Below are 12,516 nucleotides of genomic sequence, written 5' to 3'. Positions count from 1 at the left end.
CTTTAAGCCTCCTTGAGATAGGGCTCAATACCAAGGCGCTTGAGCTCGGAGTCGGGTAGTTCAGCGTAGTAGTGGTCGGTTCCTTTAATGCGTTTGAGCATCGGCGGAATAGGGGATACTTTATCGGGATGGCTTGAGCGCGGTGTAAAGCGGTCGCCTTCGGGGAAGTCTTTCGGGGAAGGTACGCTGCCAGGCACTTGATGTAGGCGCTGACCTCCTGCTTCAATCGAGAGAACCGATCCAAGCAAACCGCGTGTGTATTCGTGAATTGGATTGCACAAAATTTCGTGCACGGGGCCTTGTTCAACAACTTGACCTGCATACATAACGGTAATAGAGTTTGCAACTTCCGCCACCAGCGCTAAATCGTGGCTTACGAACACCATCGCAAAACCAAGTTCCTTTTGCAGCTTGTTCAGCAAGTCGATAACTTGCTTTTGAACCGTAACGTCAAGAGCGGTTGTCGGCTCGTCAGCAATGATAACTTTCGGGTCGCGCGTGAGTGCCATTGCAATAAGAACGCGTTGGCGCTGGCCGCCGGAAAGTTCGTGTGGATACGAGTCAAGCGTGCGTTTAGGATCAAGTCCTACCAGTTCAAGCAGCTCTTCAGCGCTACGCGTTCCGCCACGTTTAGTAAGCTGCTTCATTTGTGAGCGAATAAGCATCGAGGGGTTCAGCGATGAGAGTGCATCCTGATAAATCATGGCAATTTCGCGTCCACGCAGCTGATTATAGTGCGTGTTATCAAGCCCGATAAGATTTTGGCCGTTATACATAATTTCGCCTGTTATTTCGGCGCGCGGATCAAGCAAACCCATAATCGTGAGTGACGTAATCGATTTGCCGCAGCCTGATTCACCCACAAGACCCATGGTTTGGCGCGGTCGCACTACAAAGCTTACGTGATCGACCACATTAACAGATCCATGTCGTGGGAAGCGGATGCATAAGTCTTTTACTTCCAGAACAGGCGGAACATCAGTACGTGCTGGGAAGCGGTCGTGACGAATATTTTCTGTTTCACGCAGTGCGGCTAGGCGCTTTTCAAGCATTTCTTCTTGTGCTTTATACGCAAGGCGCGGATCAGCAACAAACTTGTCGGCTTCACGCTTTGTAGAAAGATTATCTTCACGTGGTGAAATATCAGCTTTTGGCGCTGCTGCCATCGCATCGGTCATGCCTTCCGATAAGATATTTAAGCACAGCACGGTAATCATAATGGCAAGACCAGGGTACAGCGCTTGCCACCAACGGCCCGACAGCACGCCGCCGCGCGCGTCAGCCAGAATGTTTCCCCAGGTAGGGGTAGGTTCGGGAATGCCTGCGCTAATGAATGAAAGCGATGCTTCAAACACAATAGCGTCTGCTACCAGCACAATGGTAAATACTACGATAGGGGCAATGCAGTTGCGTACAACATGCTTAATGAGGATATGGGGCGCACGAGCTCCCGATACCACAACGGCACGTACATAATCTTGGTTATATTCGCTCATCACGTTCGCGCGCACAATGCGAGCAATCTGTGGGATATACAAAAACCCGATTGCAAAAATAAGCGATGGCACGCTGGTGCCGAACACAATAACGAAGGTTGCCGCAAGCGCAATGCCAGGAAACGACATAATCACATCAAGGATGCGCATGATAATTTCAGAGATCCATTTGCGTGAAACGGCAGCAAAGGCGCCAATAATCGAACCTGCTATAAAGGCAAAAATGGTTGCGCCAAGGCCGATAGTAAGCGAGTAGCGCGCACCGTACATCATACGCGAGAGCACATCGCGGCCTTTATCGTCGGTACCAAACAGATATGATGAATTCGGTGCCATGCGGGCGTCAAAAATTTGCAAGGGGTCGTAGGGTGCAAGCACCGATGCAAACACCGCAATCAGTACTACTACGAGCAGCACAATAAGAGAAATGCGCGAACCGAGCGACATAGCACGCCAGCGACGAAAGCGTACATGCCCTGCTTGCGATTCAAATTTTTGAGTAAGGTTTTCGCGAAGTGCCACGGTTACACACTCCTAATTCGTGGATCGATAAGGATATAGAGCATATCCACAATAATGTTGATGATGATAAACGTAACGGCAACAACCAGCACAACGCCTTGCACCAGCATCACGTAGTTCGATTGAATGCCCGATACGATGGCCATTCCCATACCTGGTAAATTAAAGATTACTTCGATGACAACAGCGCCACCAATCAGGTAACCAATGCGCATTCCCAAAACCGTTACTGGCGTAATAAGCGCATTGCGCAGTACATTGCGTGCAATAACAACACGTTTTGGTATGCCAGCACCCAGTGCCGTACGCACATAGTCTTTGTCGAGTTCTTCAACCATTGATGTACGGATAACACGTGTTAGCTGACCTGCAAGGGGAACTCCCAGCGCAAACGAGGGCAGCGCCATGCGCGCAAGCCACGCTGCAGGATTGTGATCGAACGGGATAAGACGCCCTGACGCCGGTAAAATTCCCAAGTTACTTGAGAACAACAAAATAAGCAGTACTGCTAACCAAAAGGACGGAGTTGCAATACATGCAATTGAGAAGATACGTATAATTTGATCGGGCCATTTGTCGCGATGAAGCGCCGAAATAACACCCAGTACAACCGCTATCACAACTGCAATAATAAGCCCTGCGAACGTAAGCTGAAGTGTCACGGGTAAGGCGCTTGCAATACGCGACGATACGGGTGCGTTATTGGCGCCATACGTTCCTAAATCGCCATGTACAAGCCCTGCCATAAATCGCCCGTATTGCACAACAACGGGGTCGTTTAACCCGTGTTCCACACGATATTGTTGCACTTGTGCTTCCGATGCGTTTTCTCCAAGAACAGAATAAGCCTGATCAATAGGGGAAAGCGACATAAGGAAGAATACGAGGATCGTGACTCCTATGATCATGATAGGCAATGCGATAAGGCGTCGCCCAATAAGACGCAATAGGGTGTTCACGTCATCCCCCCTTTCGGTTTGAGTTGTCAGTGTCACTATAAGCTGGTATAGGTGCGTGCACAGATAGTGGTGTGTGCATCGTTTGGTACATTAGACCAACCCTCGTTATTTTAGCGAAAAAATGAGGAAAGTGTTACCGCAAAACAAAAACAGAAGACAAGCACATGCTTGTCTTCTGCTAGTTACGATATCGTAGCGAGTAAGGTGCTACTTATGCTTCAAGCGGTTTTGCGCCTAAGAATACCAAGCCAGTTGTTGCAATAGGAGCAAAGTCTTTGATCATAGTAGGCTGGAAACCGGTTGCAAGCTTGCGGTGGAACAGCGGATACAGTGGTACTTCGCTTGCGATAATATCGAAGCACTGATTCCAAATTTTTTGCTGTTCGTCAGATTTTGCTTCACGCGCTTTCTGCATAAGGTCTTGCAGCTCCTTGAATTTGCTGTTTGGAGCTTTTGCCCAACAGGTACGGCCTTTTGTCCATACGTTGTCGCCATACCACCATGTCATAAGCAAATCGGGGTCGTTACCAAAGCAGGTAGGATCGCCTGGTGTAAGGCATACATCGTAGTTGAGTACCTTATCGGAAGGTGCAAGTGCGCTCCAGTCAATCTTTTGCTCGTCAATGGTGCATTTTAAGCCTACAGCATCAAGATCATTTTTAATTTGCGCTGCTAAGCCTTTTACCCAGTTGTTGTTGGTAAGCAGCTTAAAGGCAGTACCCGTGGCCCCCGCGTCTTCAAGCAATTTCTTCGCTTTAGCAGGATCATAGGTGTATTGCGTAGCTGCAGCATGATAATTTTTGTGATTCTTCGGCAAAAAGCCTGTTACTGCTGTTGCGTTACCAGTCATCTGGTTCTTGATGAGCTTGTCAACATTTACAGCATAGAAAAATGCTTGACGAACACGTGGATCATCAAATGGCTTTTTCAGCGTATTGAACATAAAGAATGCTTGGTTAAAGCCTTGAACGTATTCAACGGTTGCACCAGCAGCTTTAAGCTGTCCCGCGTTAGCATCGGGAACATTTTCCATAACTTGTACGGATGCTTCTTGCAGCGCTGTAGTACGCGACGTTTCATCGAGCAATACATTCCATTCCATTGACTTAGCGCCAGCAGGGAATTCGCCTGTGTATTTATCGTTTGGTTCAAATACCAGCGTACCGCCATCGTTGCCGTTTACAGCCTTATACTTCCAAGGGCCTGAACCGATAGGCATTTTCTTCAGCTGGTCTTCAGTAAGTGCAGCTGGGAAAATTTTTACAACACTTAAGCGTGCTTTCAGTAAGTCGCCAAAAGGATATTTCAACTTAAAGGAAATAGTTTTATCATCTTTAGCAGCAACTTTGTCGATGAATGACAAAAATGCGCCATAGGTTGCATTCTTGATATTTTTCTCGAACGCGTTTACAACATCGCTTGCTTTAACGGCATTTCCATCCGAGAATACTGCACCTTCGCGCAGTGCAACTTCGTATTCTTTATCGGAGATTTTTTTAGGCTCACCTGCAGCAAGAGCGTTGTATGTTTTGTACGTATGTAAGTCAAGATCGTATAAACCTTCAAATACATGCCATGTTGCAGCAAGCATCAGCGCCGAGCTGTTGCCAATAGGATTAACGTTTGTGCTGGTGTAGGCACAAGCGCCTGTTAATTTTCCACCAACTTTTCCGTCTTTTCCTGCGCCGTCCGCGCCTGTTGATTTAGAACCACATCCGCTTAGGCTTAAGCCTGCAACTGATAGTGCAGCAGCACTCCCGGCCATAAACGCACGACGTGAAAGTGATGCGTTTTCGTGCTTTTGCATAGAAACCTCCTGATAAACTAGGTTGTATATTAATCTTGTATCACGTTTTGCATGAGATACGCGCACCAACAAACAAATGGTGCATACCTACCACGTGCTGCAAGCGATGCAAGATAAAATCTACTGGAATAGTAGCTGTTTTTGTGTGTCTGTGATACAACTATTGTCGCTTGGGTTCAAAATGACGGTGAACGGTTTTACGCATGTCACGCGCATAACAGTGACTTCTGTATACGCGCTTCATGGCACGTGGTGTTTGTGTTTGGCGGTTTTACAGCGTAAGGCATACAATCGTCCTTGTTTTCTCTTTTATGAGTAAGCGTTTAACCTGCGGATATGTAATTGGTTAAGGAATTGTCACTATTTTGCATCCATGCTGTACAGTATACAGAAGCAAGTTTGCGTTATTCTCAGGGTGGGAGAATGTATGCGTCCTTGATAAGAATGTATGCGTCCTTGATAAGGAAGAGAGAAATATGTCAAGAACAGCACGAAAACGTATGACAATGGATGGTAACACAGCGTGTGCTCATGTAGCGTACGCATTAAGCGAGGTTGCAGCCATTTATCCTATTACGCCATCAAGTCCTATGGCTGACTGTGTCGATCAATGGTCTGCTCACGGGCGTAAAAATGTGTTTGGGAGCACGGTTCGTGTGTGTGAAATGCAATCGGAAGGTGGAGCTGCAGGTGCCTTGCATGGTTCGCTTTCAGCAGGCGCGCTAAGCACTACGTTTACCGCATCGCAGGGGTTGCTGTTGATGATTCCGAATATGTATAAAATTGCAGCTGAGCGCATGCCAAGTGTGTTTCATGTAAGTGCGCGTACTATTGCCACCCATGCATTAAATATTTTTGGTGATCACTCCGATGTTATGGCGTGTCGTCAAACAGGATTTGCGCTGCTTGCCGAAGGCAACGTGCAGGAAGTTATGGATCTGTCAGCGGTTGCTCACTTAGCAGCCATTAGTGCGCGCAGTCCGTTTCTAAACTTTTTTGACGGTTTTCGGACGTCACACGAGTTGCAAAAAATTGATGTGTGGGATTACGCCGATTTAGCTGAAATGGTTGACACAGAAGCACTCGATGAATTTCGTGCGCGTGCATTGAATCCCGAGCATCCGCTTACGAGCGGCTCGCATGAAAACGGCGACGTGTTCTTCCAGCATCGCGAAGCGTGCAATCAGCAATACAGCGCCATTCCGGGTATTGTTCAGCACTATATGAACGCCGTAAACGAGCGTCTTGGCACCGATTATGGCTTGTTCAACTACTACGGACACCCCGAAGCAACCCGCGTTATTGTTGCGATGGGTTCGTTTTGCAATGTGATTGAAGAAGTGGTTGATTACTTGAATGCGCAGGGGGAGCGCGTTGGTTTGGTGAAAGTGCGCTTGTATCGTCCCTTTTCAGTTGAGCATTTTGTGGATGTGTTACCGCCGAGCGTTGAACGCATTGCGGTTATGGATCGCACGAAAGAGCCGGGATCGGCTGGCGAGCCGCTGTATCAAGACGTTGTAACAGCACTGTTTGAATCGAAACGCTTTGTGAAACATGTTATAGGTGGGCGCTATGGTTTGGGTTCAAAAGATACACCACCTTCATCGGCGTTTGCTATTTTTGAAGAACTGAACCAAGATCATCCACGCCGCGAATTTACCGTTGGCATTGTCGATGACGTAACACATTTGTCGCTTCCCGAAAAACCGTCGCCAAATACTGCTGCCAAAAATACCTTTGAGTGCAAGTTTTGGGGTTTGGGCGGCGATGGTACGGTTGGCGCAAACAAAAACTCCATCAAGATTATTGGAGACAATACATCTAAATATGTACAAGCGTATTTTCAATATGACTCCAAGAAAACAGGCGGTATTACTATCAGTCACTTGCGCTGCAGCGATACGCCTATCAAAAGTAGTTACTATGTGAACAAAGCTGATTTTATTGCGTGTCACAATCCATCCTACATTGCAAAAGGCTTGCGCATTGTACAAGACTTGAAACCAGGCGGTATTTTCCTGATCAATGCACGCTACACACCTCAAGAGCTGAAAGAAAATCTTGACGTGTACTCAAAGCGCTACATTGTTGAGCATCATATTCATGTGTATCTTATTAACGCGATTGATATTGCAGAGCGCCTTGGCATGGGAAAGCGCACAAACACTATTTTGCAGGCGGCATTTTTTGCTTTAAGCGGCATTATGCCTCTTGACGACGCCGTGCGTTATATGAAGCAAGCAGCAGAAAAGTCGTATGCGAAAAAAGGCGCCGATGTTGTGCAGAAGAACTTTGCCGCTATTGATGCTGGATTAAGCGCTGCACGTGCGGTTGCTATTGACAGCAGTTGGTATCAAGCGTCGTGTGCACCTGAAGGGGAAGCGATGCGAAAGCTGTCCGCCACCGAACGCATGGTGCGTGACCTCACTATTCCTATTGGTCGTATGGAGGGCGATTTTTTGCCAGTATCAGCCTTTATGGATTTTGCTGATGGTAAGTTTAATGTAGGTGCTTCACAGTACGAAAAGCGCGGCGTTGCTGCGTTTGTTCCTCATTGGGATACCAGCAAGTGTATCCAATGCAATTCGTGTGCGTATGCGTGTCCTCATGCCTGCGTGCGTCCCTTTGCCTTAAACGATGCCGAAAAGGAAAATGCGCCGCTTGATCTTGAGCTTCTTCCTATAAAATCGGGAAAGGGAAAAGGCGTTTACGACTATACATTAGCTATTTCGCCGCTTGATTGCATGGGTTGCGGCGTGTGTGTTGACGTGTGTCCTACTCAAGCGCTTACTATGGTGCCAACTGAGCAGGAAATGGCAGGTCAGCATGAGTACGACTACTGCGTTCAGCACGTGTCTCAAAAAGACGAACTGGTGGGGGTAAGTGTTAAAGACAGCCAGTTCAGCAAGCCACTTTTGGAGTATTCGGGCGCGTGCGCTGGGTGTGCGCAAACGTCCTACGCGCGTCTTATCACGCAGCTTTTTGGCGATAAAATGTTCATTGCGAACTCAACGGGCTGTTCGTCGATATGGGGAAACCCCGCTGCTACCACGCCGTTTACCGTTGATGAGAACAATCGCGGGCCTGCGTGGTCGAATTCGCTGTTTGAAGATAATGCCGAGTATGGCTACGGCATGAAGCTTGGTCATGATGCCGTGCGCGCTCGTGTTATTGACGCGGTACATACATTAACCACCTGCGAAGATGCGCCTGAACACGTGAGAGAACTTGCGCAGGAGTTCTACGATGCACGCGATGATGAATCGCTTGGTACAACACGTGCACGTGCATTGATTGACGTTCTTGAGAAAAGTGTATCGAATTGCGCAGAACAGACCAATACAGAGACACAGGCAGAGCACACATCCGTGCCTGATGCGGGTGCGCAGCAGGAAGATGCGCGGCCACATCAAGATACCACGGTGCAGGCGGTCGCCCAAACGCATCCTGATCAGGCAGCACAGCAACGCGTGGAAACGCTTTCGTGCACAGCAGTGCGTTCCTTTAATGACGTGCGCCATTATATTCTTGAGAATAAATCGTTTATTACTAAAAAGTCGGTTTGGATTTTTGGCGGTGATGGCTGGGCATACGATATTGGTTTTGGTGGTCTCGATCACGTGCTTGCGCAAGGCGAAGACATCAATGTATTTGTGTTTGACACGGAAGTGTATTCCAATACGGGAGGTCAGTCATCAAAAGCGTCAAATATCGGCCAGGTTGCACAGTTTGCTGCTGCCGGTAAGGACATCAAAAAGAAAAGCCTTGCAGAAATTTTCATGAGCTATGGCTATATTTATGTTGCTCAGGTTGCCATGGGTGCAAAGCCTGCTCAAACGATAAAAGCAATTACGGAAGCCGAACAATACAAAGGTCCATCGCTTATTATTGCGTATTCACCGTGTGAAATGCATGCTATCAAGGGCGGTATGAGTATGTGCCATGCGGAAATGAAGCGCGCTGTTGAGTGCGGATATTGGAATTTGTTTAGGTTTAATCCAGCAGCACCTGCTGGCAAAAAGTTTACGCTTGATTGCAAAGCTCCTGGCGATGGCTACAAAGACTTCCTGATGAACGAAGCGCGCTACAGCAGGTTAACGCGCGAATTTCCCGATCGCGCTGAAGAGCTTTTTGACAGTAGTGAACAGGCAGCACGTGAACGTTGGGAGCATCTGGAACGCTTAAAAGTGTTGTACAGCCAGATGTAATATCATTATGGTGTGGTATGACTTACCATTTGTAGGCACATGCATCGTGATAAAACGTAATGTGGTGTGCTTAACCAGTGGTACAGCATGCGTTTTAAAACATATAATAGGAGTATGAGCGCCTGAAATAGGAGTATGAGTGCCTGATTTTCTTATCAAACTGCTTAATGGCAGTGCAGTGCTTTTGCGGCTTGTAGCGTATGCATTGCTCTATCTTGCGCATGTGATATTTTATTATGCGCGTGCCTTAGTGCAGTTTTTGTTGCGGTTTTTTGCGCGCTACAGCAAAGAAAAACAGGCTGGTCATCCAGGAGAAATGCAGTATAATTCACCGCATTCAGTGCTTGATAGTGCAATTCATTCTTTTGATCGAACCCGTTATACAGCGCACGATACACCACGAGGAATGCAAAAACAGCGTAAACGATTGCTTTTGATAGCTGTATGTGGTGCTCCTTTGCTTTGCGTGGTTGTATTGCTTGCACGATGCAGTCATACTCCAAATACAACACACGAGGATAGTGTTCAGCAGGGAGCATATACTGCGCAGCATAGTGCTGATGCTGTTTATGGCTCGCTACCAGCTGCATCAGCGCCAAGTGTTATGTATCGTGCGAATGATCCGTTGCATACGCTTCTTCACACGCGCAACAATCATACACGTGCTGATATATACACCGATCTTGCACTATTGCGCTATATGACCGTAGTTCAGCCGCTGGCTGCTAGCTTGTCGTATGGTGCAAACGTGTCATCGTTTGTTGAACCACTCAACAGCGCTTCGTTGCTGCCACAGTTTTTTTCATCGTTGCTGTTTCCTGCGTATCCGCCCGCACACGCATCACGTTTTTTTAATGCTCCGTTTTGGTATTTGCCAACAGGGGGAGCTTATCCTGTTTTGCAAAAGAATGCGCGCGTTAAGGTGCTTGTGAATCTTTCACAACAGCGTGCTGTTATTTATCAAAATAACGTCGCAATTTATACCATGGTCATCAGTAGTGGAATGGACAACACAACGCCACGGGGGGACTTTCGCATAGGCGAGCGTGATTTGCATTTTTATAATCCACGCGAACGTATGGGAGCAAATTATTGGGTTGCTTTTAAAGGTACGACGTATCTTTTTCACTCAGTTCCTACTACATCGCGTGAGGGCAGCTATATTGCTCATGAAGCAGAAAAGCTTGGTGTACCTGCTTCACATGGATGTATACGCTTAAGTGTTGCTGATGCGCAGTGGTTCTATAGGAATATTCCACGCAATACCGCGGTGCATATTTCATAAGATAGTGGCGCATATGCCGCGTGTTTTAATTTAAAAGCTTGTAAATTTTTCTTGGAAGTTCTCGAAGAGAGTCATAAAAGCATGAGAGAGCTTCTTATTGTTTGTTACACTTATAGTGTATAGAATATAAGCATTGCTTATACAATGACAGTAATACTTATAATTTAAGAATATGTGATTACATTTTTGAGAGGACATTTATGAGTCATGTTAAATCGCGCTTTAGCGTAGTGGCTGTGTCGCTGTGTGCAAGTGTGGCAATGGTATCAGGGAGCGCTTTTGCTACCCCATCACCGGTAAGTACAAGCGAGCAGCTTTTACAAACGCAAACACAATTAGATACTAAAAATACTGCGGGGGGAGGTATAACACCCGCTCAATTGCAGCATAAATCGTATGAAGATATTCGTGCAGCAACACGTGATCGCAGTAGTTCTGCCCTACAGTCTGCACAAACGCGTAGTGCTCAAGAATCGTTAGCGGGTAGGGCTGGAAATACTGGTGCTAGCACGTCTACACCTGTTTCAAATGGTGCCGCGCAAGCAAACAGCGCCAATGCTGGAACGAATGCCAATGGTGGTAACACTGGCAATGGTGGAAGCACTGCGGATACATCTGAAACGATTACGTGGACAAAAGCTGATTTCTACCTTGATGAAAACGATGACACAAAAATTGTTGATCGACGCTCAACTGACGGCACAGCTCCAGGAGGTCTGTTGGCATCTGGTATAGAAAAACTGAAAAAATCGGGTGGTAAACTTGTTATTCCCGAAGGTATCACTGAAATTGATGGACAGGCATTTTCTAATTCGAGTAAGCGATATGATGGACTCATTAAAAGCGTGACATTTCCTTCAACACTGAAAAAAATCGGGTACGCTGCATTTTGGTGGAACAGTATTGGCGGCGAAGTTACTATTCCTGAGGGAGTAACCGAAATTGATGCCGTTGCTTTTCGGGAAAATAACATTAGCTCGGTAACACTTCCCTCTACGCTTAAAATTATTGGCTCTCAAGCTTTTGGGTGGAACAATATTACAAAAATTGTTGATAACGGCGACTTGAGCAAGCTTGACTTGAAAAAGTATTGGAGCATATTACCTAAAAACATGCAAGATATTCAGCATGCCACTCCTTTTGTTGCGCAACACTTGCCTGATGTAGTGCTTGTTCCCCATAAAGATAATCCCCAGAAGGCAACCTCGCGTCCTGTGCAATATCACTTTACCAATGTTATTGCAAAGAACAACGAGGGCACTTCTAAGCCGATATATTTTGATATTTATAACGATAACGATGGTAATGGCGCGTATCTTGCCAATGTTGGCACGGTTGATACTGCAAAGAACACCTTTACCTTTGTAAATACGAAAGATGGCAAAGCTTGGTCGGTATTGTATTATAAAAACCAGAATGGTGATAACCAAATGTGGGGCGATAAAGGTTTCGTGCTTGGAGATACATCATTTCTTATTCGTGGTGCAAAAAAATTTAATGTTACCTATTCATTTGTTAACGGCACTGATGCTCACCAGGCGCTTCCCCAAAATGTGTTAGCGCTTTTGCCGCAAGCAACAACAGCGTACGAAACAACTGACATTACAGCACAAAGCCTTACAACAACATCAATTAAAGATGCACAAGCTAAAGGAACGTGGAAATTTAGCGGGTGGGATAAGGCGCGTATGGAAAATATCGCTAACGATGTTACGTTTGTAGGAACATGGACGTTTGTTAAAGATCCTGAACCACAACCGCAGCCTCCAACACCTGCGCCACCTGCTCCTAAGCCGCCTGTACCAACGCCTCCTGCACCGACACCGGTGCCCACACCGACACCACACCCTGAACCTAATCCTGTACCAGCGCCTACACCTGCACCTGAAATGCCTCACAGCGAAGACGTTCCTGATGTAAACAAGCGCGATACGCTGCGTCCGCTCGATAAACCTGATTCGAACTCCGATACAGCACGTGGCGCTCATGAGGTGGCGCCGCATGATCGACACGGCGCACATAACGAGCAGAAACGTTTACCGAAAACAGCAGATACGACGCCATTTGGTTTTGCTCTTGCAGCACTTGGTGCTGGAATGGCAAGTATACATATGCGTAAACGTGCAAAAAAAGAGCAGAATAACTAGCGTGCGAATAGTATGCCGCGTGCTTTAGTATGCTGCGTGCAAATATTGTGTACATGTGTTCATAATAAGACCACGTGTGGTGCATGCGCTTG

The 12,516-nt window shown here is 46.8% G+C and carries 6 protein-coding genes; 3 read left to right on the top strand and 3 right to left on the bottom strand.

Annotated elements, in window-relative coordinates:
- Positions 1-2 precede the first annotated feature (2 nt).
- From HMPREF3190_RS06535 to HMPREF3190_RS06525, 3 genes are all read right to left on the bottom strand, one after another.
- The gene (locus HMPREF3190_RS06535) at positions 3-1,943 is read right to left on the bottom strand and encodes a dipeptide/oligopeptide/nickel ABC transporter permease/ATP-binding protein (RefSeq protein WP_449676419.1); all 1,941 of its coding nucleotides are present in this window, start codon (positions 1,941-1,943) and stop codon (positions 3-5) included.
- A gap of 77 nt (positions 1,944-2,020) precedes the next feature.
- Positions 2,021-2,977, bottom strand: a complete 957-nt coding sequence (locus HMPREF3190_RS06530; protein ID WP_066781516.1) for an ABC transporter permease — start codon at positions 2,975-2,977, stop codon at positions 2,021-2,023.
- A gap of 211 nt (positions 2,978-3,188) precedes the next feature.
- Positions 3,189-4,784 (bottom strand): ABC transporter substrate-binding protein, encoded by a 1,596-nt coding sequence (locus HMPREF3190_RS06525; RefSeq protein WP_066781513.1) that lies wholly within the window; start codon positions 4,782-4,784, stop codon positions 3,189-3,191.
- 476 nt (positions 4,785-5,260) lie between these two features.
- Between HMPREF3190_RS06525 and nifJ the strand changes: the two genes are divergently transcribed.
- From nifJ to HMPREF3190_RS07715, 3 genes are all read left to right on the top strand, one after another.
- Complete coding sequence (nifJ, locus tag HMPREF3190_RS06520; RefSeq protein WP_066781512.1) at positions 5,261-8,992, top strand: pyruvate:ferredoxin (flavodoxin) oxidoreductase; 3,732 nt, start codon at positions 5,261-5,263, stop codon at positions 8,990-8,992.
- A 139-nt stretch (positions 8,993-9,131) separates the two neighbouring features.
- Complete coding sequence (locus HMPREF3190_RS07720; RefSeq protein ID WP_066781510.1) at positions 9,132-10,277, top strand: L,D-transpeptidase family protein; 1,146 nt, start codon at positions 9,132-9,134, stop codon at positions 10,275-10,277.
- Positions 10,278-10,477: 200 nt separating this feature from the next.
- Complete coding sequence (locus tag HMPREF3190_RS07715; RefSeq protein WP_449676359.1) at positions 10,478-12,424, top strand: SHIRT domain-containing protein; 1,947 nt, start codon at positions 10,478-10,480, stop codon at positions 12,422-12,424.
- Positions 12,425-12,516: the final 92 nt, after the last annotated feature.

The sequence above is a fragment of the Umbribacter vaginalis genome (genome assembly GCA_001552935.1).
Classification (GTDB): Bacteria; Actinomycetota; Coriobacteriia; order Coriobacteriales; family Eggerthellaceae; genus Berryella; species Berryella vaginalis.
Note: the sequence above shows the minus strand (reverse complement) of the source record. Positions and strands in the feature narration are given on the sequence as shown.

Excerpts from the sequence above, each read along its gene's own strand:
- HMPREF3190_RS06535 (WP_449676419.1), bottom strand. The coding sequence starts at position 1,943 with ATGTCGCTCGGTTCGCGCATTTCTCTTATTGTGCTGCTCGTAGTAGTA.
- nifJ (WP_066781512.1), top strand. The coding sequence starts at position 5,261 with ATGTCAAGAACAGCACGAAAACGTATGACAATGGATGGTAACACAGCG.
- HMPREF3190_RS07715 (WP_449676359.1), top strand. The coding sequence starts at position 10,478 with ATGAGTCATGTTAAATCGCGCTTTAGCGTAGTGGCTGTGTCGCTGTGT.
- HMPREF3190_RS06525 (WP_066781513.1), bottom strand. The coding sequence starts at position 4,784 with ATGCAAAAGCACGAAAACGCATCACTTTCACGTCGTGCGTTTATGGCC.